At 67.5% G+C, this 22,438-nt stretch carries 15 protein-coding genes; 9 read left to right on the forward strand and 6 right to left on the reverse strand.

Annotated elements, in window-relative coordinates; genetic code table 11:
• Nucleotides 1-12 precede the first annotated feature (12 nt).
• The 7 genes from H1Q64_RS25450 (at nt 13) to H1Q64_RS25480 (ending at nt 7,724) form a co-directional block, all read left to right on the forward strand.
• Nucleotides 13-705 carry a FadR/GntR family transcriptional regulator gene (locus H1Q64_RS25450; RefSeq protein ID WP_237906654.1) on the forward strand — a complete coding sequence of 231 codons (693 nt, stop codon included), beginning with the start codon at nt 13-15 and terminating at the stop codon, nt 703-705.
• 44 nt (nt 706-749) lie between these two features.
• Entirely contained in the window at nt 750-1,754 is a 1,005-nt protein-coding gene (locus tag H1Q64_RS25455) for a zinc-binding alcohol dehydrogenase family protein (protein ID WP_237907196.1), read from the forward strand.
• A gap of 217 nt (nt 1,755-1,971) precedes the next feature.
• Complete coding sequence (locus H1Q64_RS25460; RefSeq protein WP_237907197.1) at nt 1,972-2,880, forward strand: C4-dicarboxylate TRAP transporter substrate-binding protein; 909 nt, start codon at nt 1,972-1,974, stop codon at nt 2,878-2,880.
• 58 nt (nt 2,881-2,938) lie between these two features.
• On the forward strand, nt 2,939-3,409 hold the full coding sequence (locus H1Q64_RS25465) for a TRAP transporter small permease (RefSeq protein ID WP_237906655.1): 471 nt from the start codon (nt 2,939-2,941) through the stop codon (nt 3,407-3,409).
• Nucleotides 3,406-4,680 (forward strand): TRAP transporter large permease, encoded by a 1,275-nt coding sequence (locus tag H1Q64_RS25470; RefSeq protein WP_237906656.1) that lies wholly within the window; start codon nt 3,406-3,408, stop codon nt 4,678-4,680. The genes H1Q64_RS25465 and H1Q64_RS25470 overlap by 4 nt, the downstream gene beginning before the upstream one ends.
• Nucleotides 4,681-4,731: 51 nt before the next feature.
• A complete protein-coding gene (locus tag H1Q64_RS25475) occupies nt 4,732-6,219 on the forward strand; it encodes a UxaA family hydrolase (RefSeq protein WP_237906657.1) in 1,488 nt (495 codons plus the stop codon).
• 35 nt (nt 6,220-6,254) lie between these two features.
• The gene (locus H1Q64_RS25480) at nt 6,255-7,724 is read left to right on the forward strand and encodes a tagaturonate reductase (RefSeq protein ID WP_237906658.1); all 1,470 of its coding nucleotides are present in this window, start codon (nt 6,255-6,257) and stop codon (nt 7,722-7,724) included.
• 260 nt (nt 7,725-7,984) lie between these two features.
• Here the strand turns inward: H1Q64_RS25480 and H1Q64_RS25485 are convergent, their stop codons facing one another.
• Nucleotides 7,985-8,305, reverse strand: coding sequence for a transposase (locus H1Q64_RS25485; RefSeq protein ID WP_419468859.1), 321 nt, complete (start codon nt 8,303-8,305; stop codon nt 7,985-7,987).
• Nucleotides 8,306-8,686: 381 nt separating this feature from the next.
• On the opposite strand from H1Q64_RS25485, the gene H1Q64_RS25490 reads away from it, so the two are divergent.
• Nucleotides 8,687-9,322, forward strand: a complete 636-nt coding sequence (locus H1Q64_RS25490; protein ID WP_237906659.1) for a ParA family protein — start codon at nt 8,687-8,689, stop codon at nt 9,320-9,322.
• Nucleotides 9,319-9,918, forward strand: a complete 600-nt coding sequence (locus H1Q64_RS25495) for a hypothetical protein (RefSeq protein ID WP_237906660.1) — start codon at nt 9,319-9,321, stop codon at nt 9,916-9,918. The genes H1Q64_RS25490 and H1Q64_RS25495 overlap by 4 nt, the downstream gene beginning before the upstream one ends.
• 31 nt (nt 9,919-9,949) lie before the next feature.
• Here the strand turns inward: H1Q64_RS25495 and H1Q64_RS33895 are convergent, their stop codons facing one another.
• The 5 genes from H1Q64_RS33895 to H1Q64_RS25515 all read right to left on the reverse strand — a co-directional run bounded on the left by H1Q64_RS33895 (nt 9,950) and on the right by H1Q64_RS25515 (nt 22,414).
• Nucleotides 9,950-10,078, reverse strand: coding sequence for a hypothetical protein (locus tag H1Q64_RS33895; protein ID WP_269145406.1), 129 nt, complete (start codon nt 10,076-10,078; stop codon nt 9,950-9,952).
• Nucleotides 10,079-10,415: 337 nt separating this feature from the next.
• Nucleotides 10,416-15,827: a type I polyketide synthase gene (locus H1Q64_RS25500; RefSeq protein WP_237906661.1), complete on the reverse strand. Its 5,412-nt coding sequence runs from the start codon at nt 15,825-15,827 to the stop codon at nt 10,416-10,418.
• Complete coding sequence (locus H1Q64_RS25505) at nt 15,824-20,713, reverse strand: RHS repeat-associated core domain-containing protein (RefSeq protein WP_237906662.1); 4,890 nt, start codon at nt 20,711-20,713, stop codon at nt 15,824-15,826. The genes H1Q64_RS25500 and H1Q64_RS25505 overlap by 4 nt, the downstream gene beginning before the upstream one ends.
• A 148-nt stretch (nt 20,714-20,861) precedes the next feature.
• Nucleotides 20,862-21,854 carry a penicillin-binding transpeptidase domain-containing protein gene (locus H1Q64_RS25510; protein WP_237906663.1) on the reverse strand — a complete coding sequence of 331 codons (993 nt, stop codon included), beginning with the start codon at nt 21,852-21,854 and terminating at the stop codon, nt 20,862-20,864.
• 17 nt (nt 21,855-21,871) lie between these two features.
• Nucleotides 21,872-22,414: a hypothetical protein gene (locus H1Q64_RS25515; protein ID WP_237906664.1), complete on the reverse strand. Its 543-nt coding sequence runs from the start codon at nt 22,412-22,414 to the stop codon at nt 21,872-21,874.
• Nucleotides 22,415-22,438 lie beyond the last annotated feature (24 nt).

Genomic DNA, 22,438 nt, shown 5'->3' on the forward strand with positions numbered 1-22,438 from the left:
GGCGGCGCGATCATGAACGGCGTCTCAACCGTCAAGGCCATCTTCGAAGAGCTTCGCAAGGAGATTCCCGAGCGCTACCAGCCCGGCGATCTGCTTCCGAACGAACGCCTGCTGGCTGAACGGTTCGGCGTCAGCCGCAACACGATCCGCGAAGTCATCATCTTCCTCGAAGCCTATGGCTTGGTGGAGAAGACGCAGCGTGGCCCGCGCGCCAGCAAGCCGGACATCGAGGCGATGTTCCGTATTCTCGATCAATGCTTCGACCGCAGCGTCAAAACCTGTCGGGAAGTCTTGCAGTTCCGCAGGATCATCGAGATCGGCGTGCTGCCTGAAGTGGTCCGGCACATCACCGATGCGGAGATCGACGGGCTCAACCGTCTGGCCGAAGACATGGAGCACCAGTTGACGGTGCGCGAAGCGGCGGAGGTGGACTTCCGCTTCCACGCCGCCATCGTCGCCGCATCCCGCAACTCCATGTTGCAGAAGATGTATCAGGCGATGTCGCAGCCGATGATCTATTACATGGAGATCGGCAAGAGCAATGCGGTGATCGGGCCGACCACGGTCGATTATCATCGCCAGATCATCGCAGCGCTGCGCGAGCGCTCCGTCGAGAAGGCCGTCGAGGCCAGCAACGCACACTTCCAATTCAGCGAAAGCGTGTTCAACCAGGAGGCGCAGCCTTCAGCTACGCCCATGCCCTGAACACGGCCGCTTCCTAAAAAAGGACATCACCTGTGAAAGCACTGATGATCGAAGGCGTGGACGTCTGCGCGATCCACGAGGTGGCGGAGCCGACTCCCGGCCCCGGCGAGGTGCTCCTGGCCATCCGCCACGTCGCCCTGTGCGGCAGCGACCTCAGCACCTTCAAGGGGCTGAACCCGCTGGTTTCCCTGCCGCGCATCCCCGGCCACGAGATCGGCGGCGAGATCGCCGCTGTGGGCGAGGGCGTTCCGGCCGAATACACCGTGGGCCGGCGCGCCATCGTCATTCCCTATACCGCCTGCGGCACCTGCCCGTCCTGCCGCAAGGGTCGGGTCAACGCCTGCCGCAGCAACCGCACGCTGGGCGTGCAGCAGAACGGCGGCCTGGCCGAGCGCATCGTCCTGCCCTACGGCAAGCTGATCCTGAACGACACGCTGGCGCCGCGCCATCTGGCGCTGGTCGAGCCGCTGTCGGTCGGCTTCCACGCAGCGGCGCGCGGCCGCGTCGAGGCGGCCGACACCGTGCTGGTGCTGGGCTGCGGCATGATCGGCATGGGCGCCATTGCCGGCTCCGTCCATCGCGGCGCCACGGTGATCGCGGTCGACATCGGCGAGGCGAAGACCGGTCTGGCCCGCCGCTACGGCGCCGCCCACACCATCGACGCCGCCAAGGAGGATGTGGCCACCCGCGTCATGGAGCTGACCAACGGCGACGGCGCCGACGTGGTGATCGAGGCGGTCGGCCTGCCCGCCACCTTCACCCAGGCCATCGACCTCGTGTCCTTCGCCGGCCGCGTCGTCTACATCGGCTACGCCAAGGAGCCGGTGTCCTACAAGACGCAGTTCTTCAACCTGAAGGAGCTGGACATCATGGGGTCGCGCAACGCGACCTCCGAGGATTTCCAGGCCGTCATCCGCTATCTCGAAACGCTCGACCACGCCCCCGACGACCTGATCTCCAAGGTCTTTCCCTTCGAGGAGGCCGACAAGGCCCTGCCCTACTGGGCCAAGGAGCGCGACACCACGGTCAAGGTGATGATCGAGCGCTGACCGTTCCGGCGGCGCCCGCAAGGCGCTGTCGTCATCAGAACTGCCGCGGCGGGGCGTGCCGGTCCCGTCGCCGGGTTCCGCCCTGTTGGCGGAATCTGCCTATGGGCGCCGTCCACAGACGGGCCCTCCGGCATCCACTATGGAGGAAATAATGAAGCGCTTTCTGGCGTCCGCCCTTGCCGCGTGCGTGCTGTCCATCGGTGCCGCGTCCGGCGCCATGGCCAAGACCGAGATCATGGTCGCCTACGAGAACAACCCGGGCGAGCCGCTCGACCGGGTGATGCATCACTGGGCCGACCTTCTGAAGGAGAAGAGCAAGGGTGAGGTCACCCTGAAGCTGTTCCCCAGCTCCCAGCTGGGCGCCAAGAAGGACGTGATGGAACAGGCGATGATGGGCATGAACGTCATCACCCTGTCCGACGTCGGCTTCCTGCAGGATTACGATCCGGACCTCGGCGTTCTGTTCGGCCCGTACCTGACCGACGACCCCCAGAAGCTCTTCAAGATCTACGAGAGCGACTGGTTCAAGAAGAAGGACGAGGCGCTGCGCAAGAAGGGCGTGCACATCGTCATGTCCAACTACCTGTACGGCGTGCGCCACATCCTCGCCAAGAAGCCGATCAACACGCCCGAGGACCTCAAGGGCATGAAGATCCGCGTCCCAAACAACGTGATGCAGATCAAGACGATCGAGGCGATGGGCGCCACCGCGACGCCGATGCCGCTGGGCGAGGTCTACCCGGCCCTGACCACCGGTCTGATCGACGGCGTGGAGAACCCGATCTCCGTGCTGTACGGCGCCAAGCTGCATGAGCAGGCCAAGTATCTCAGCCTCGTCGGCTACCTGACCAACACGTCGGTATGGGTCGGCGGTGAGGCCTTCTTCAGCAAGCTGCCGGCGGACGTCGTGAAGATGGTCCACGAGACCGGCTACGAGGCCGGCCTCTACAGCCAGAGGCTGGCCGCCGAGCAGGACGCCGAGTTCATCGAGAAGATGAAGGCGTCCGGCGTCACCGTGATCCAGCCGGATCCGGCGCCGTTCCGCGAGGCCACCAAGGTCGTCTACACCCAGTTCCCCAAGTGGTCGGCCGGCCTGTACGAGCAGATCCAGAAGGACCTCAAGTAAAAATAAGCAAATCCGGGCGGGGTTGCCGCTCCGCCCGGATCGTTAGGAGGAGTATGCCATGGAGTTGATCCGGCGTCTGCCATCGGTCGTCGCGGGAGGCGCGCTGGCCGCTCTGGTGGTGATGACCATCGCGGCGGTGTTCGCGCGCTACATCTTCGACGCCCCGCTGCACTGGGGCGAGGAAATGTCCGGGCTTCTGATGATCTGGATCATCATGATCGGCGCCATCGTCGCCGAGCGTGACGGCCAGCATCTCGACATCCCGCTGTTCGTGGACCTTCTGCCCACCCGCATCCGGGCGGCGGTCGATCTGGCCGTTTCGGCCCTGTCGATCGTGGTTCTGACCTACGCCGGCTGGCTCGGCTATCTGCTCGCCCAGAGCGCCCAGTACAAGCTGACTGAAATTCTTCAGATTTCGTGGTTCTGGATCGACATCGCCGTTCCGGTCGGTGCAGTTGGCCTCGTCGCCTATCTCCTGCGCCGCTGCTTTATCGACATCATGGTGATCGCGAAGGGGAAGGCGCCATGAGCTGGCCCGTCATCATTCTTATCATGCTTTGCCTGTTCGCTTTGAACATGCGGCTCTACATTGCTATTTTCGCATCCGTTCTTGTATACTTTGTGTTCTTCAGTCCGGTTCCGGACCAGATCGCGGTGCAGCGGCTGATTGGCGCCTCGCAGAATCTGTCCCTCCTGGCGATTCCCTTCTTCATCCTGCTCGGCACGCTGATGGACCACACCGGCGTGGCGAAGCGCCTGCTGCGCGTGGCCGACCTGCTGGTCGGCAAGTTCACCGGCGGCATGGCGCTGACCAACATCATGCTGAGCACGCTGCTGGGCGGCGTCAGCGCCTCCAACCTCGCCGACAGCGCCATGCTGACCCGCATGCTGGTGCCGGAGATGGAGCGCAAGGGCTACAACCGCGCCTTCGCCGCCGCCGTCACGGCGTCGGGCGCGCTGGTGACGCCGATCATCCCGCCGGGCATTGCGCTGATCATCTACGGCCTCGTCGCCGACGTCTCCATCGGCGCCATGTTCATGGCCGGCATCCTGCCCGGCATCGTGATGGCGGCCATGCTGATGGTTGCCGCCTACATCGTCTCCAAGCGCAACGGCTATCCGCCGTCCCGCGACAGCTGGCCGACCCGGTCGGAGACCACCAGCGCGCTGGTCGGGGCTTGGCCGGTGCTGGTCCTGCTGGTTGCCATCATCGGCGGCATCCGCGCCAACATCTTCACCCCGACCGAAGCCGGCGCGGTGGCCGTGCTGATCGTCCTGGTGATCGGCTTCGTGATCTACCGCGAGATGCGCGTCGCTCATGTGGTGGACGCCCTGGTCGGCACCTTCAAGGCGACCTCGTCGGTGATGCTGGTCATCATGGCCTGCTCGGCGCTGGCCTGGATCCTGTCGCTGGAGCAGGCGGCGCAGCAGTTGGCGACCTACATCACGGCGCTGACCGACAACAAGTACGTCTTCCTGCTCATCCTCAACCTGCTCCTGCTGTTCCTCGGCATGCTGATCGAGGGCAACGCGATCCTCATCGTCATGGTCCCGCTGCTGATGCCGACGGTGCACCAGCTCGGCATCGACCCGATCCATTTCGGCATCGTGGTGATCGTGAACCTCGCGGTCGGCTGTCTGACGCCTCCGGTGGGCACGGTGATGCTGCTGGTCTGCAACCTCGCCAAGGTGAAGATCTCGGACTTCATGAAGCAGTCCACCCTGCTCTTCGTGGCGCTGTTCGTAGCTCTGATGATCGTCACCTTCGTGCCGGAACTCTCGCTGGTCCTGGCCCGCTAAGCCCTCCTGCCGCCCTCCCGCTTCCCTCGCTTCTCCCCCAAGGGGCCTGACATGTCGAAGTACCTGAAGATCCATTCCAGCGACACCGTCGCCGTCGCCCTGGAGCCGCTGGCCCAGGGCACCGCGATCGACGGTCTGGGCGTCGTCCTGCTCGACGAGGTGCCGCAGGGCCACAAGTTCGCCGTGACGCCGCACCAGCCGGGCGACCGGGTCATCAAATACGGCAGCGTGATCGGCCTCGCAAAGGAGGCGATCCCGGTGGGGCGGCACATCCACACCCACAACATCGGGACCGCGCTGGGCGGCCTGCAGGACTACGCCTACGCCGGACCGGCGAACGACGCGACGCCGGCCAAACGGGAGGCGCCGACCATCCAGGCCTTCGTCCGCGCCAACGGCGAGATCGGCGTGCGCAACGACCTGTGGATCATCCCGCTGGTCGGCTGCGTCAACGGCCTCGCCAAGAACGCGGCCAAGCGCTTCGAGAAAATGGGCCTGCTGCCCGAGGGCTCCCGCGTCATGGTGCTGGAGCATCCCTATGGATGCTCGCAGCTCGGCGGCGACCTGGACAACACCCGCAACATCCTGCGCGACTTCGCCATCCACCCCAACGCCGGCGGCGTGCTGGTCATGGGGCTGGGCTGCGAAAACAACACCCGCGCCCTGTTCACCCAGGGTTTCGAGCATCCCGACCCGCGCCGCCTGCGCTATCTGACCACCCAGGAGGTGTCGGACGAGCAGGAGGCGTCGCTGGAGGCGATGACCGAGCTGGCCGCCGTCATGCGCGAGGATAAGCGCGAGCCGGTCGGCGCCGACCGCCTGCGCATCGGGCTGAAGTGCGGCGGCTCGGATGGCTTCTCCGGCATCACCGCCAACCCGCTGCTGGGCGCCCTCTCCGACTGGCTATGCGGGATCGGCGGCGCCACCGTGCTGACCGAGGTGCCGGAAATGTTCGGTGCCGAGCATCTGCTGATGGAGCGGGCGGAAAACCGCGAGGTCTTCGAGGGCGTCGTCACCCTGATCAACGACTTCAAGCAGTATTTCCTCGACCACAACCAGCCGATCTACGAGAACCCGTCGCCCGGCAACAAGGCGGGCGGCATCAGCACGCTGGAGGAGAAGTCGCTGGGCTGCACTCAGAAGGCCGGCCTCTCCCCGGTGCGCGACGTCATCCGCTACGCCGAGCGCATCCGCAAGCCCGGCCTGACCCTGCTGGAGGCGCCGGGCAACGACGGCGTGGCGGTCACCGCCCTGGCCGCCGCCGGCTGCCACATCGTACTGTTCACCACCGGCCGCGGCACGCCGCTGGGCGGCGTCGTGCCGACCATGAAGATCGCCACCAACACCGCCATGGCCGAGAAGAAGCGGCACTGGATCGATTTCAACGCCGGCCCCATCGCCGAGGCCACCGCCACGGTGGACAGCCTGCTGCCGTCCTTCATCGACAGCATCCTCGCCGTCGCCAACGGCAAAGAAGCGCGCAACGAGGAGAACGACGTCCACGACCTCGTGATCTTCAAGTCCGGCGTCACGCTCTGAACCCCACCACCACCCTTCAGACAAGGACGCCGACCATGCAGCGCCTGAACGCATCCTTTCTCAACGGCCGGCCGCGCCCGACGACGACGCGGATCGTGCAATTCGGCGAAGGCAATTTCCTGCGCGCCTTCTTCGACTGGAAGGTCGACCGCCTGAACGAGGCCACCGGTGGCGACTGGGGCGTGACCGTCGTCCGCCCGATCGCCGGCGGCTTCCCGCAGACGCTGAACGAGCAGGAGGGCGTCTACACCGTCCTGTCGCGCGGCGTCGACGAGGCCGGCCAGAAGGTCTCGCAGGCTCGGCTGATCGGCTGCGTGCGCAACGAGATCGCCGCGCACGGCGAATGGGCCTCGGTGCTGGAGCTGGCGCGCGACCCGAACGTCACGGTCGTCGTCTCCAACACCACCGACGCCGGCATCGCCTATGTCCCGTCGGTGGCCTACGCCGACGAGCCGCCGGTCTCCTTCCCCGGCAAGATGACCCGCTTCCTGCACGAGCGCTGGAAGGCCTTCGACGGCGCACCGGAGGCCGGCCTGCAGATGCTGGCCTGCGAGTTGATCGACCACAACGGCGAGGAGTTGAAGCGCATCGTCCTGCTGCACTCCCGCGACTGGGCGCTGGAGCCGGCCTTCATCGAGTGGATCGAGACGGCGAACGCCTTTTACAACACGCTGGTCGACCGCATCGTCCCGGGCTTCCCGCGCGCCGAGGCCGACGACCTGCGCCGCGAGCTGGGCTACGACGACAGCTTCATGGCGGCGGCGGAGCTATTCCACCTCTTCGTGATCGAGCGCAAGGAGGGAATGCCGGCGCTGCGCCTGCCGCTGGGCGAGCATGACGAGGGCACCGTCGTTACGGCGGACGTCACCCCCTACAAGGCGCGCAAGGTCGCCATCCTCAATGGCGCCCACACCGGCCTGTGCGCCCTGGCCCTGCTGGCGGGCGTGGAAACGGTGGGCGAGGCGGTGAGCGACACCGCCGGGGCGCGCTTCCTCGACCGGCTGCTCAACGAGGAGGTCATCCCCTTCCTCACCCTGCCGAAGCCGGAACTGGAGGACTTCGCGGTCGCCGTGCTGCGCCGCTTCCGCAATCCCTACATCCGACACCTGTGGTATGACATCAGCCTGAACGGCCTCGTCAAGTACCAGACCCGCAACCTGGACCGGCTGCTCGCCTACCGGGAGCGGTTCGGCCGGCCGGCGCCGCTGATGAGCCTGTCGCTGGCCGCTTGGCTGGCCTTCTACCTCGGCCGCTTCCCCGGCGCCGACACGCTGCCGCCGCGTGACTCCGCCGAGATCGTCGAGCGCGTCCGCGCGATCGGCGCCCTGGACGACGGAACCCCGGCGGGGCTGGAGGCTATGGTCGCCGCCTATCTCGGCGAGACGGCCTTCTGGGGCCGCAGCATCGACGACCGCTCGCTGCGCGCCCAGGTGATCGAGGACATCCGCTTCCTGACGGATGAGCCCTTCACCTTCGCCCGCCTCGCGACGCGCCTGGAGGTCTGACAGCAAAAGGCCCCGACCGCCAATTACGGAAGGGGCCTCCTGCTTTCAACTTCGCGGTCTGCATTATCACGTCTTTATTGGACATCGTTTGGTTTCGTCATATTCTGTCGTGTCGAACGCTATCATGCCCCTGACAGCCTGTTTGGATGCAAACAAGCAAGCCTCGGGAGTCCCCTGGATTTGTAGTGCCGGCATTTGATGATGCATTGTATGACATGGTCCCTGTTTCCCGGACCTCCCGCATTTTGCGTGGATCAGGATCAGGCTGCGAGGAGGACGCGACGGCGCAGCAGATCGAAGCTGCCGCGTCCGTATATGTGACGCTTGATCAGCTTCAGCTTGTTGACCTGCCCCTCCGTCTGCCCGTTGCTCCAGGGCATGCTGAGGCCCGCATTGACGGCTGCCTCGTCCTGCCTCACGCCGTCGGCGAAGGTTTCGATAGCCGGAATGCCGCAGGACAGCGCGTCTTTGAGCCAAGGACCCAAAACGGCGGAGCAAGCCGCGACCCTTGGCGACCTCCGGGTCCTGAGAAGTTCGGGCGATGGCCTCAGTTGCGGCGGTGTCAAGGCTCTGCGGCGCATGCACCCCTCCGCGCCGCCGATTCCTGAGCGCTGCCTGCGTTGAGGCCTGGACTTTCGCGACCACCCTCCCCTCCCGACCTTCGATATCCGCTCAGTCCAGTTCTGTCGTTGTACTTTTGCGACCGAGCTGAGCCGCGTTGCTGCGCTGGGCCGTCTGCGTTAAAGTCGGTCACCTGCAACTGCGCAGTACGCGCTTTACGGCGGACAGTTGGTCTGTCGAGTGGCTGGTCAAGCCGGTTAAGGACCTCCCCTCCTTTGCCAGTTTGGAGGTCGCTGGACATCGCGCATGGCATAGCGATTTCCGCCGCCACGCTGCGACATCCAGCCTGAAGCTCGAATACGACAATGACCGGCGCCAAAGCGCCGCCAGGGATAGGAGTGGTGGTGAAGACGATCCTCGTCACGAACTGGAAAGGCGGGACCGGAAAGACCACGGTCGCGACCAACCTGCTGGCTGCAATCGCTAACTCCGGTCTGACTGTCGCTGGCTTGGATACCGATGCGCAGCCTCAGCTTGCTGAGTGGTGGGAGGCACGTCCGGAACAGGCCCCCGCCCTCTCCGTTTACATCCAGCCCTTGGCCGACCTCGAAGAGGCTCCTACCCCCCCGGAGCCTGTCGACGTTCTCGTGATCGACACGCCGCCTGGTGTCGAGGCCTATCCCGAATCCTATAGGCGGTTGATCGAAGCCGCCGACCTTATCGTCGTTCCGAGCAGCGGCACCAGCAACGACCGACGCTCCACCTCAAAGGTGCTGGAGTTCCTGCACACCACAGGTAAGCCCGTTGTGGTCGTGCTCAACCGGCTGAAACCGCGCGCCCTCGACAATGCGGAGACCAAACGGGATCTGGCACGCATCGGCGCCGACCTCTGCCCGGTCGAACTGCCGGATCTCAACGAGTTCCACAGAGCCTTCGACATTGGCGTCGGCGTGGTTGAGGTGGATGGGGCAAAGGCGTCCGACGACGTCGACGCGCTTTGGGCATATCTTCGTAAGCGGCTGGGGATTGCATCGTGAAGCTGGTCAGGAAGGGGCAACTGCTCGACCGCCGAGCCGAAACCATTGCGGGGCGGCCCACTCAGCCGGCCGGCGCCGCCAAATCTCTAGCCGGCGAGAGTTTTGAGGACTCGATCAATCGGCTGCTCGAAGAGAGCCGGGAGCGCTTCGTCCTGGTGGGCGACCTGCTTCTGGACTGGAAGGAATCCGTACCGCATGGCCAGTTCATGAAGGTACTGGCCGAACGGATCGATGCCGGTGCCCTTCGCCACCTGAGCTACCAGAGCGCCAACCGCTACATGACCGTGGCCGCAGCGCTCCGCCAGGGGGCTGTCGCTCCAGACGAACTTCCCAAGGAGTCGGAAGCCGCATACCTCCTGACGTCGCTCAAGCCCGATGAACTTGAAGCGGCAAAGCAGGAGGGGCTCGTCAGGCCGACGGTGAAAAAGGCCGAGTTGGCGCAGTTCCGCAAGCGACTAAGGTCCCCTTCCCTCTCTTCCGAGCCAAAGGATCGGAAAACGATCTTGGAAGAACGCCGTGCCGAACTGCGCGAGAAGCTGAAATCCATCAAGGCCGAGTTGGCCGGCGTGGAAGCAGAGTTGAAAGCGCTGGATTGATCGGCGCCTTCATTCCCCCGCGCAGATCACTTCAGCGATAAACAACCCGACACACCGCCTCGACCTTATCCAGGTCCAGCCAGTCGTCGAACCGGACCCTGCTTTCCATGTCGAGCCGGTACGGCCCAGTGGCGGCGATCCTCCTCAGCACCTTGGTCACATTGTCCGGGCCGAACCGGCCGGCATAGCTGACCAGCCGGGCGCCGCCGGGATGCTGTGGCCACTCCTACGACGCCCTCCCCTCCCCGGTCGAGCGATCGAACAGCCAGTCCACCGCCGTGCTGGCTGGAAACTCCAGGTCACGAGTCTGAGCAATGCGCTGTGCGCCGACCTCGGCATTCCACCGCGCCTGCGGGATGTCGGCATGACCGAGGACCGGCTGGACGAGATGGCGCGGCGCAGCCACACGACCGACCGCAACCGCTGGAGCCCGCGGCACACCAGCGGCGAGGATTTCCAGGGGCTGTTCCGCGCGGCGATCTGATCCGAACGCCCGTTCACGGACCTGCGCCGGGCGTGGGTGGATCGGCACCGCCCAGCTGCTCCGCGAGGCTCTTGAGCGGCACGGGGCCGAGGAGGTCGGCGATCCCCAGATCGACCGACCAGTCCGCGGCGATCCGCATCTGGATCTCCACCGCCATCAGCGAGTCCGCGCCGGACGAGGACAGCACGCTGTCCCCCGTCAGGTCATCCACGGAAACTCCCATGACCCGCGAGGCCAAAGCCCGCAGATAGTCCGTCGCCAGCGCGCGACGGGCGGCCGGGGAGCCGCCGGTGCGGGCGGCGTCCGCCAGGGTCGCCAGGTCGTGGCGCGGCGCGGCCGCCGCGACCGGCCCCGGCCCCCCGCCCCGGGACAGCCAATGGCCGGGCGGCCGGTGCATGGCGAGCGCCGGCCAGTCGGCGGCCACCAAGCAGAGCTGCGGGTCCGGCGACGTCCAGACCATGTCCAGAAGCTGCCGGCCCTCGGCGGGAGCGAGCGGGAAGAACCCACGGGCGCGGAAGCTGGCGGCGAGAGACGCCTCCTCTCCCATGCCGGTGGTCCAAGGCCCCCATCCCAGCGCGCGTGCGGGCACGCCCTGGCGGCACAGCCAGTCGGCCATGCCGTCGAGATAGCCGTTGGCCGCGGCGTAGACCGCCTGCCCGTAGGCGGGCAGAAGGCTGGCGATGGACCCGTAGAGCAACAGGAAATCCAGGCTACCGCCGTCGCAGGCGGCGAGAAGGTTGTGGAGGCCCGACACCTTGGGTCCCAGGACACGGGCGACGTCCGCCGGACCGGTGTCCGTCAGCGCCTTGTCGGCGATCGCCCCCGCCGCATGGACGATTCCGCGCAGCGGCGGCAGGCCTTGCGCCGCCAGCGCGCCCGCCAAGGCCGGCGCGAACGCCGGCTCGGCGATGTCGGCGGCGATGACGGCGACCCGGATGCCACGCTGCTCCAGGCTTCGGACCCAGCCGATCCGCCGACGAACATTCTCGGGGTGCCCGTCGTCCCAGGCATCGCGAGGCGGCAGGGGCCGGCGGCCGACCAGCACGACAGCACGCGCACCGTGATCGGCCAGATAGTCGGTGACCAGCCCGCCGAGGGCGCCGAAGGCGCCGGTGACGAGGTAGCTGGCGTCCCGGCGCAGCACCGGCGGCCGCGCCGCGGGGCGCGCGCCGGCGGGCTCCACTCCCGGCTCCCACCAGACGCCCGCGCCGTCCAGCCGGAATTGGCCGCCGGGGTCCGCTCCGCTCATCCGGTCATGGAGCCGCGCGCACCAGTCCGGGGGCAAGGACGCCGGAAGATCCACGAGACCGCCGAACATCTCGATCCGTTCCGCCTCCGCCACCGTGCGCCCGGCACTCCACAGGGACCGCGCCACCGGCGACCCCGCATCGCCGTCGGCGAACGCGGCGCGCGTCACCAGCCACAGCCGGGACGGCCGCCGCAGGCGCGTGCAGCTGTCCCGAAGCTGGCCGATCAGTCGGCCGATCCGTTCGCCGTCGTCGCGGCCCGGCGGTCCGGCGAGATCGAGCGGACGGAAATCCACCACCCGATCGCCGCCGGCCGCGTCCTCGGCGCTGCGGCATACGCGGACCTCCGCGACGCTCCGCGCGGCGAGGTGATCGGCGAACCGCTGGCCGAGGCCGCCCTCGTCGGCCAGGACGCGCCACGACAGCTTCGGCCGCTCCACGCTTGGCCGCTCCTCGCCGTTATGATCGGCGGCAGAGACCGGAAGCGGCCGCCAGACCGCGGTCAGGACGGCATCCGCCGGGTCGCGGCCACCGGAGAACGCCGATGGCGGTTCGATCGGCGACAGCGTCACCCCGCGCAGTTCGACGATCACCCGCCCCCGCGCGTCGGTGAGCACGGCGTCGCCGACGGTTTCCCGATGGTCGCGCCGCACCAGCCGGGTTGCCGCCGCGAGCGGCAGTTCGGCGGCCGTGATCGGGTGATGCAGGCGGACGTCGGCGATGCCGCCGAGAACACGGTCCGGCTCGCGCCGGCCGTCGGTCGAGCGCGCCGCCAGTTCCACGAAGAGGAGGCTTTGCAGCAGCCCGTCGAGAAGCACCGGCGGGAAAGCGAGCCCCGCGACGGCGGCCGCGCTGATCCGGGAGACGCTCCGCGCGGCGTCGAAGCGGATCGTCTCGATGCAGCGGTAGGTCGGCCCGTAATCGTGCCCGAGCCCGACGAGGGCGTCGTAGTAGCGGTCCCCGGACCACGCGCGGGCCTCCTCCCCGCACCAGCCGTCGAACCGTTGCGCGGCGTGGCCGGACGCGCAGGGCAGGGCGGTCGTCGCCACCGCGTCGGCAAGGCGCCCGCCGTCGTCCCGGTCGTCAACGCGGAGGTCGCCGCGCTCGGGGTCGAAGGTGAACCGCAGCCTCGCCTCGCCGGACCGGGCCAGCGCGCCCTTGTGGAACCGCAGGTCGGCGAAGCGAATGGACGCTCCACCCGGCGCCGTCCCCCGCACGGCCACCATTGCGGCGGCCATCGCCTCGATGAGCAGGGCGGCCGGCATGCGCGCCCGTCCCAGCACCTTGTGGTCCTTCCAGTCCCAGGCGGCCTCGGGCGCGATGTCGGCCTCCCAGACCCAGTCCCGCGCCGAGCATCGGGCACCGAGGAACGGATGGTCCCCGCGGCGCAGCCGGAAGGCCCGCATGCCGGCCGCCTCGCTCCAGTAGGGCTGCTCCCGCCAGGCATAGGGGGGCAGCGTCGCGACGGCGCCGGCTGATGGCGCCGGCAGGAGCGCGGACCAGTCGGGCCGCCCCCCCAGCGTCGCCCAGCGCGCCAGGCTCTCGACGAAGGCGTCCCGGTCCCGCCGCCCCCGCTGCAGGGTGGCGACGACCGGGGCACCGATCGTCTCCGTCACCGTCGCCAGCAGCGTCGGATGCGCGCTGATCTCCTGGCACACCGCCGGCCCCGCGGCGCCGATCCCGGCCACGGCCGGGGCGAAGAGAACGGTGTCGCGAAGGTTGCGCCACCAGTAACCGGGGAAATCACCGCCGATCACCGCCTCGTCGACGGGGCGGCCGGTCACCGTCGACCACAGCGCGCGGTCCGGGATCCGGAAGGAGAAGGGCGCCAGTCCCGCGCGGAACTCCTCCTCAAGGCCGTCCATCGCCGCGCTGTGATAGGCGACGCCCGCCGCCAGGGCGCGGTGGGGGACGCGCCGCCTCTTCAGCGTGAGGGCCAGGGCCGCCAAGGCCGCGCGCGAGCCGCTGAGCGTCACCGATGACGGACCGTTCACCGCCGCCAGCGCAATGCCGGGATGTCCGGCGACGAGGGCTTCCGCCTCGCCCACCGCCGCCCGCAGGGCCAGCATTCCGCCGGTGCCGTCCAGGCGGTTCTGCAGCCGGCTGCGGTGATGGACGATGGCGACCGCGGTGGCGAGGTCGATCGCACCGGCGGCGTGGAAGGCGGCGATCTCGCCGACGCTGTGGCCGACCGCCACGTCGGCCCGCACGCCCCGGGATTCCAGCAGACGGGCCAGGGCGATCTGCAGGAACAGCGTCAGCGGCTGGGCCGGCACGGGCGCCAGCCCGGCTCCGTGCGCGTCCGCCGTCGCGCTGTCGGCGAGCAGGGAGATTCCCGACAGCGCGGCGTAGCGTTCGTCGCACGCGCGCAGCGTATCGCGGTAGACGGGAAAGGCATCGGCCAGATCCGCCCCCATGCCCCGCCATTGCGGGCCCATGCCGGCGAAGATCCAGACCAGCCGGTGGCCGGCGACCTCCTCACCCTGCACCCAGTCCGGCGTTTCGGGAGCAGCGAGATAGGCCTCGCACTCCGCGCGCAGATCCCTGCGATCCGACGCCATCAGGTGGAGGTGATGGGTGAAGAGCGACCGCCGATGCAGGGTCGCGGCCGCCAGCGCCGCCACGGCCTCGTCGGCGGCGGGATCGCCGTTCCCGTGATCGTCGTTCCCCGGGTCGGCCTTATCGCCGTCACCCTTTCCGGCTGCGCCCCCGGCCGTGGTGTCGAGGAAGGTCCGGAGGGCTTCTACCTGCAAGGGCAGGTGAGCGCGCGTCGGTCCCGACAGCCGGACGACCAGCCCGTCCGCAGCGGCGGCGCTCAGCCGGTTCTTGGGCTGGCTTTTTCGGGACGGCAGGGGAGGGGGGGAGGAGGGGGCCGTCACGATGGCGTGGGCGTTGGTTCCACCGAAGCCGAAGGCGCTCACCCCGGCGAACGGGGCACGGTCCGGCCAGGGCTCCGGCCGCAGCGGCAGCCGCAGCCCCGACTCCGCGAGGTCGAGCCCGTCCGGGTCCCGCTGCCAATGCAGGTGGGGCGGGATCCGCCGGTGCGAGAGGCTGAGGACCGTCTTGAACAGGCCGGCCATTCCCGCCGCCGCCTCCGCGTGCCCCATGTTCGCCTTGACGGACCCGATCCACAACGGGCCGGAGCGCCGGCCACCGAACACGCCCGCCAGGGCGCCGGCCTCGGCCCGGTCGCCCGCGCGCGTGCCGGTGCCGTGGGCCTCGACGTACCCGACCGCGTCGGGCGACAGCCCGCCCTGCTCCAGCGCGGCCGTCACCAGCCGTATCTGCGCCGCCGGGTCGGGCAGCGTCACCCCCGTCACCGGCCCGTTGTGGTTGACCGCGGTGCTCACCACCTCCGCCCGCCGCCGCCAGCCGCGCCGCACGGCCATGTCGAGCGGGGACAGGAGAACCATCGCGACGGACTCCGCCCGGACATAGCCGTCGGCCCGATGGTCGAAGGCGCGGCAGCGTCCGGACGGCGACAGGAGCCCGGCCCTTCCCTCGATCGCGGTGTAGTGGGGGGCCAGCTGCAGTTGGGCCGCCCCCACCAGGGCAAGCTCGCATTCGCCACGGCGCAGGCTTTCCACCGCCAGATGCAGCGCCACCAGGGACGACGAGCAGGCCGTGTCGATGGTCATGCTCGGGCCGGTGAAGTGGAAGCAATGGGAGATCCGGTTGGACAGCAGCGTCTGCATCACGCCGGTCGCGGTGTGCGGCGAAACCGGCGGGTCCTCGGAGTCGCCCAGCTGAAGGAGCTGGTAGTCCTGGGTGAAGCCGCCGACGAAGACGCCGACCGGCCGCTCCCGCCAGTCGGCGGCGGCGAGGCCCGCGTCCTCCCAGCACCGCCACGTCGCCTTCAGCAGAAGCCTCTGGGCCGGGTCCATCGCCTCGGCCTCGCGGGGGGCGATGCCGAAGAAGGCCGCGTCGAACCGGTCGATGCCACGCAGGAAGCCGCCCCACCGGCTGGGATGGACGAAATCGCGGCCCGCCGGCTCCCCGGAGGGAGTCGGCCGGTGGAAGGAGTTCACCCGCCAACGTTCCGGCGGCACCTCCTCGATCAGGTCGCGACCGCCGAGCAGCGCCTCCCACAGGGTGTCGGGGAAGGCGGCCTCGCCGGGAAAGAAGCCCGCCATCCCGAGGATGGCGACACGCCCGGCCGTCGTCATCGGCGCGATCATCCCTGGCGTCCGTAGTAGAGCTGGCGGCTGAAGGGACCGCGGATCTCCTCCGTCTGCTTGCGGAACTCGGTGTTGAACGAGCCGTTCCGGGTGATCGTGTCCTCGTACCGACCGGTGACCGGCTGGTAGGGCTGCGCCGACGCCGACGATGGCGTGCTCCCGTTGTCCAGCGGCGTTTCGCGCTGGCCGTTGCCGTTGGCGCCGCCGGTGTCCGCGCCGCTGCCGGCCCCGACGATGTCGACGATGCCGAGCGCCAGCGTCGTCGCGCCCAGGCCGAAATTGGCGAACCCGGTCACCGCCAGGATGGCCGCCTTGTCGTAGCCGAGGAGTTGGCCCATTCCGGACAGCGCGCTGCGGCCCAGGAGCTGACCGCCCGACATCGGACCGATCTGAACGACGTCCCCCGCGGTCGAGCTGAACCGCACCAGCGGCGCGTAGTCGCCGGCGGCCGGCCGGGAGAAGAAACGGGCGCCGCGGGTCAGGTAGGGCGAGAATTTCTGCGAGGTCAGCAGCCCCTTCCAGACTCCCGCCCCCACCGACATCACCATCGCCGCCGCTCCCAGGATGGTCGAGATGATCCCCAGCGTGCGGATCGTCCCTTCCCGGTGCTGGCCGGTCCTCTCGTCGTCCACGGTCATGGCGGCGCTGGCGACGCCGAGGGTGGCGCCGGCGAGGCCGGTGATGGCGCCGGCCGCGTTGAACAGGGCAAAGGCGCCCGCCATGGAGAAGAGGGAGGCACCGCCCGTCGGAACGGCCGCCGCCACGGCGACAACGGCGATGACAAGCGCCGCCACCAGCGCGGCGACCGAGATGATGAGATTCCACAGGCTGCTCAACAGCCCGGAGGGATCGGCGCGGTTGATAGGGTCGCCCTTGCAGTAGGCGTAGCAGCTGAACCCGCCGCCGGAGAACGGCGCCAGCGGATCGGGGGTCAGGAACATCATCAACTCGGGGCTGTAGGCGCGCCGCCCGTGGCCGAGGTGGTAGAGGTTGGCCATCGCGTCGAACCGCTCGCCGTTGAAGGCGATGCGCTGGCGTTCGATCAGTGGGGTCCCCGGTTCGACGCCCGGCTGGCCCGATTCGCCGTAGGGCGTGTACATCCGGCCAAGGACCTGATCGCCCGCCTCGACGGCGGCGGCGACGGAGCCGGACGGGTCGACGGCGTACAACTCGCTTTCGGCCGGGCTCCCGCCGGACGTGCGCCGGGTCCGGCCGCGGACCGCCTCCTTGTCGCGCCGGTACCGCACCGACGCCGTTCCCTGGCTCTCCTCGGCGAGGCTGCCGCTGGCGTAATGCAGGTCGAGCGGCTGCGCGTCGGGAATCGCCTGGCGGATCAGCCGGCCTTCGGCGTCGTAAACATAGGAGCCCGACCGCGAGCAGTCCGTCAGATGGTTGAAGTCGTCGTAAGCGAAGGTCCGCCCGGCCCCGTCATCGATCAGGTTGCCGTTGGCGTCGTATTTGAGAACCCGCTGCGCCGCCGGCAGGCTGTCGTCGATCCGCTGCAGCTGGCTCGGGATCGCGGGGTTGTAGACGCGGGTGCTGGTGTTGACCGTGCCGTCGCGGAAGCGGGTCACCACCGAGGTGATGTTGTCGAGCGCGTCGAGCCGGAAGCTCTGCAGCGCGATCTCCCGGCCCCGGCTGTCGCTGGGGAAACGGCTGCCGGAGCAGCCATAGACGAGCAGACGGGAATAGGCATCGTAGGCGAAGGTCTCCTGGCTGAGGATCGCGTTGGCGCCGTCCCGCGTCGTCCGGTTCGCCAGGGTGCCGTTGGGGTGGTAGCCGCGCTGCACGCTCGATAGGACAGCACCGCCCAGACGGAAGGTCCGGGTCTGCTCCCGGCCGAAATCGTCGTACTCCACCGTCGTGGCGATGGTCGTCCCGTCCTGGGTCACCTGATTGCTGGCCAGCCGGCCGAAGGCGTCGTAGGTCTGCTGGATGGTGGCGGAGCCGTTGACGATCTCGCGCACGCGGCCGGCCGAATCGTAGCGGCGGACCTCGATGTCACCGGACGGTGCCTCGGTCCGGAGCAGGCGGCCGGCCGGCGAGTGGGTGTAGCGGCAGACGGAGGACGCGCCGCCGAGCGTCACCGTTTCCGTCGTCGGGTAACCCTGGCCGTCATAGCCGTAGCTCCGCGTCGCGGCGGCGTTGTGGGCGCGCAGCGGCTGGCCGCTGACCGGATCATACTGGAAATCGTTGACGGACTGCTGCTGGCGGCTGACCGCGGTCACGGCATCAATGGCGGCGTCGTAGCGGTAGGTGAGGGTGACGTTCGCCGGCGTCACCTTGCGGGACGGCCGCGTGGCGCCGCCGTCATACGCGAAGGTCGACACCGCCATCCCCGCCCGGCTTTCTGACAGCAGGCGCCCCAGCCCGTCGTAGGCGCGGCTGCCCAGCGTGATGCCGTTGACCGCCATCGACGCCACCAGCTCCGCGCTGGTGTGCGGAGCGTAGGTCACCGCCGTGGTGCGGGCGGCGGTGCCGTCCGCCGGTCGGGCGCGCGTCACGCTGACGCGGTCGAACGCGTCGTAGTCGTATTCGGTGACATGGCCGTCGACGTCGGTCACCCCGACGCAGCGGCCGAAGCCGTCGTAACGCCGGGTCAGCGTCTGCAGGCGGCTGCCGGAACGCCCGACCTGGGTGACGGAGGCCACCTGGTTGAAGGCGTTGTAGCTGTTGACGGTGGTGTTGAGCCCCTGGACCCCCGTGGTCAGCGTGTTCCCGACCGGGTCGCGCCGCGTCAGCGAAACGCTGCCGTCGGGGTTCGTCGTCCGCGCCACCTGGTTCCAGTCGTCGTAGGCGTAGCTGGTGACCAGGGTGAGTTCCGTGCCGTCGACCTGGTCGAACACTGTGTCCGACGCCTTGCGTTCGAAGCGGTCGTAGACCGTCGCGCGCATCCGGCGCTCCGTGGTTCCGCCGACGAGCTGGGCGGCGGACACCTCGCGGCCGAGGCCGTCGAACCGGCTGACGAACCGGTTGCCGCCGGCATCCGTGACCGTCACCCGGGCTTGGACGCCCTGTGCGGCATAGGAATACTCGTAATGCCGGGCCGCCGCGCTCGCCGTGCCGGGGGCCGCGGTCTCCGCCGTCACGCGGCCCATGACGTCGTAGTCGTAGCGGATCGCTACCCCGTCGGATTTGCGGACTTCGAGGGTCAGGTCGACCGCCGGGCAATAGCGGTGCACGGCATCGCTGCGGGTTCCGTCATAGCCAACGGTGGTGCAGGTCTCCGTGACGTCCGCCGAGCCGGCCTGATAGGCGTATTGGCAGGTGGTGGTGCGACCGCCGATCGCCACGTCCTGCGTCTGGATCCGGCCGTGGAGCGTCGGTTTGGACGGATCGTCGAGGTAGGTGGCGGTGGTTGTGACGTCGGCGCTGGTCGTGCTGGTCCGCGGCAGGACGAGATAGCCGTTGCCGAGGCGGGGGAACTGCAGATATTGGAAATCGGTCTGCCGGACCGACCCGCTGCCGGCGGGGACGATGCTCTCCCGCTTGCGGAACCGCACGAACAGCCCCAGCGGGTCCGCCGGGCAGCGGCCGGACTCGCCACCGACCGGGTAATAGTCCCACTGCGTCATGATCCCCGTCGGTTCCAGCCGGCTCAGGTCGTTCCCGAACTCGTCGGTTTCGATCCTGGTCTTTTCGCTCCGCGCTCCAGACGACGCGGTGGCGTAGGTCACCGTCGTCTCCCGGACCAGCTGAAGGTTGGCGGGCTGCTCGGAAAACGGCTTTCCCGGAACGTCGTTGTAAAGCATAGCCGTCGTGGTCGTCGCCTCCCCCTGCCGGACCACGGTCGAAGTCGTGAGGTGGAACTTGTTGAACGCGGTGCGTGTGCTGGACATCACGGAGTTGCCGGCGTTGGAATCGACGACGCTCTCCTCCGACCAGTACTCGTAGGTGCCGGAGACGCGGTACAGGTTGTCGGTGCCGGCGGTGAAGCCTCCGGAATAGGGATAGCCGGTGAAGTTGGTGGTGGGACTGTAGGCGTAGCGCCGCACCGAACTCGGCTGCCCGGCCGCCGGAATGCGTTCCCAGCGCGTCACGAAGGGCAGATAGGTTCCGTTGTAATAGGAGTGTCCCCGCTCCTGGTAGGCGATCGTCTCGCTGCCCCCCATCGGGTTGTCGATGCGGGTAATTCCGTAATACCCGGCGGCGAAGCGGAGATATTGGTAGACGAACACCGCCTGGGCGCCGGGATTGGCGGTGCCGCCGGTGTTGTCGTAGGGAACGGTCACCCGCTGGATCAGGTTGTTGACGACCGTGAAGGCGATCTCCGCCACCCGGCCGGCCGAAGCGACGGACCGGGCGCGGGAGGGGCCGCCGCCGCCGTAGGACAGGCTGAGGAATTCGGTTCCCGTGGTGGCGTTCCGTATCCGCGATAGCCATCCCCCGGACGTGTATTCGAAGACGAACCTCTCGCCGTTGGCGAAGGTCAGCCCCGTTGTCTTGTAAGGGCCGCCGGCAACCGGACGCGTCAGCATCTCCGTCGTTCCCTCGCTGCTGAGGATAAGGAGGGTATCGGCATCGCTTCGCCTCACCTCGATGTTTCTCAGCTTCTTGTCCCGGAAATTCAGGAGGTTTCCCGGCGGAGGCAGCGGGTCGCCCTGGAACCGTTCGCCGGTGGCGAGCCGGAGTTGCGAGGTCTTCAGGTCGAACTCGCTGATTCCAAGGGACCAGCCGATCCCGTAACCGTCATTGCCCGCCTTCATCATGGAGAAGGTCAACGCGACCTCGCGCTTGGCCTCGCCGCCTTTCCCGTCTCCGCCCCCGCCTTCCGGACGCAACGTCGTCAAATGGATCCGGGCACTGTATTGTCCCGTCCGCAGATCGACCTTTCCGCTCTGATTGGACTGGAAATTGAACGCGTTCGAATAGACGTCGTTGCTCATGTCGTCCCCCTCGCTGATTGGGCGCGGATCGGGAAGGTCGGATGCGGGGACGTGGTTGGCGCAGTCCACCAACCACGCCCGGTCGCCGGCGTGTTTCCCTGATGCGGCGGCTGAAGGATCGCCGGGAAAGGCGTCCGCTCAGCCCTTCTCAGGCCTGCTCAAGGAGCAGGGTGTTGCCCGAATCGCTCGGATTGCTTTTGAGCACGAAGCGGCTGACGCAGCCGAGATTGTCGGTGATGCTCCAGTGCAAAAGATTGTCGTAGAGCCCGCTGGAGGTGTCGGTGCGCAGATAGCGAACCCCCCGCATCATGTTGGCACCGACGCTGATGTTGATGTTGGTTGCCGGATCGACGTTGGACGGCAGATGCCCGATGTCGCCCAGCGTCAGCGACGTCACATCGTGGTGCATCGCCATCCCCATGAAGAAATTGCTGTCATTCTTGGCATACGCCCACACCAGCTTGGGCGTGGCGTAGCCCTGTCCGCTAAAATAGTCGGACATGATTTTGAGATTGTTCGGAAGCGTCCAGTAATAGACGTCCACGTCGACGTACTTTCCCTTCGCATATTCGTAATTGTAAGGATCGTCGCGGCGCGCGGCCAGTTCGCTGACGCGAATGGCATAAGGACGCTGTGGGCAAATGGTGATCTTGGACTCGAAGCTCACATTGCCGTCATCGTAGTGCGTCGTATAGGTCTTGCCGTTGTCGAGCGTGATGCGCGCCATGAACTGGTAGTTCTGCAGCGGCGTGACCGACGTGCCGCAGCGGATGTAGCGCGTGATCGAATCCCAGGTCTGCGTCCGACTGGACGCCTCCCCATCGTTCAGCGAGCGGAGCGAGGCCGAGTAACCCTGCCCCCGCAGTCCCGAATCATATTGATTCTTGCTCGTGTCGCACGACCATCCCGAGGGGAGGGGGGCATTGATGTCCGAAGAATACATGCACACGGTGATGCTGTTCTTCTCGCTCTGCGACAGCGGCACGGTGGTGTAGCTTCCGGTCGAGTCGTCGTAGACCTGTTTCTGCACATTGATTGCCACCGAGCACTGCTGGTTGCCATTCGCGTAGATCTGGTTCGTGTAGCCCTCGTTGGCCCCGATGACGGTGATGGTGAAATACTTGATCGAATACGTCTTCATGAAACGAATCCTTCTTATCAGAGGGCATCGGACGTGATCGAGAAGCCGTACAGAGGCTCCTTGAGATCGGTGTGGGGTTCGATGCGGAATTTCCCCGACAATCCCTCCGAAATGCTGGTAACCGTGTTTAGAAGTATTTCTTTCGCCTCATGACTGAACATGAAAAAGAACTGGTTGGCATTCGGGTAGTTTCTGTAATATAAAACCACCGCATCTTGCAGAGTTTTAATGAATTCGCCGGGATTGGGGATGGACGAAAGATCCTTGACGCTGCACAGATTCTGAGTCAACGCGCCATCGGCACTGATTATGTCGATGTAGCGATGCTCCAATTTGGGAATGAACACGCCCCCGTCCCGGGTTTCGAGCAGGATGCTCTCGTAGGGCTCGTGCTGCGTCAGGAAGTACGGGATGTTGAAGCGTATCAGATAGCGGTCGTTGCCGATCTTGCAGGGAACGCACTCCACATTCCGCTGCAGGCAATGCACTCCACCGATCCACCCCGGTCCCGCCGCATTCCGGAACAGGGAGTCCACCACTCCCGATCGCAGTATGATCATCGCGCCTCTCCATCGTGTGATTGT

Source organism: Azospirillum brasilense, assembly GCF_022023855.1.
Classification (GTDB): Bacteria; Pseudomonadota; Alphaproteobacteria; order Azospirillales; family Azospirillaceae; genus Azospirillum; species Azospirillum brasilense_F.

Coding starts and splice junctions, on each gene's coding strand:
- H1Q64_RS25450 (WP_237906654.1), top strand. CDS start 13: ATGAACGGCGTCTCAACCGTCAAGGCCATCTTCGAAGAGCTTCGCAAG.
- H1Q64_RS25455 (WP_237907196.1), top strand. CDS start 750: ATGATCGAAGGCGTGGACGTCTGCGCGATCCACGAGGTGGCGGAGCCG.
- H1Q64_RS25460 (WP_237907197.1), top strand. CDS start 1,972: ATGGCCAAGACCGAGATCATGGTCGCCTACGAGAACAACCCGGGCGAG.
- H1Q64_RS25465 (WP_237906655.1), top strand. CDS start 2,939: ATGGAGTTGATCCGGCGTCTGCCATCGGTCGTCGCGGGAGGCGCGCTG.
- H1Q64_RS25470 (WP_237906656.1), top strand. CDS start 3,406: ATGAGCTGGCCCGTCATCATTCTTATCATGCTTTGCCTGTTCGCTTTG.
- H1Q64_RS25475 (WP_237906657.1), top strand. CDS start 4,732: ATGTCGAAGTACCTGAAGATCCATTCCAGCGACACCGTCGCCGTCGCC.
- H1Q64_RS25480 (WP_237906658.1), top strand. CDS start 6,255: ATGCAGCGCCTGAACGCATCCTTTCTCAACGGCCGGCCGCGCCCGACG.
- H1Q64_RS25485 (WP_419468859.1), bottom strand. CDS start 8,305: ATGCGCCGCAGAGCCTTGACACCGCCGCAACTGAGGCCATCGCCCGAA.
- H1Q64_RS25500 (WP_237906661.1), bottom strand. CDS start 15,827: ATGATCGCGCCGATGACGACGGCCGGGCGTGTCGCCATCCTCGGGATG.
- H1Q64_RS25505 (WP_237906662.1), bottom strand. CDS start 20,713: ATGAGCAACGACGTCTATTCGAACGCGTTCAATTTCCAGTCCAATCAG.
- H1Q64_RS25510 (WP_237906663.1), bottom strand. CDS start 21,854: ATGAAGACGTATTCGATCAAGTATTTCACCATCACCGTCATCGGGGCC.
- H1Q64_RS25515 (WP_237906664.1), bottom strand. CDS start 22,414: ATGATCATACTGCGATCGGGAGTGGTGGACTCCCTGTTCCGGAATGCG.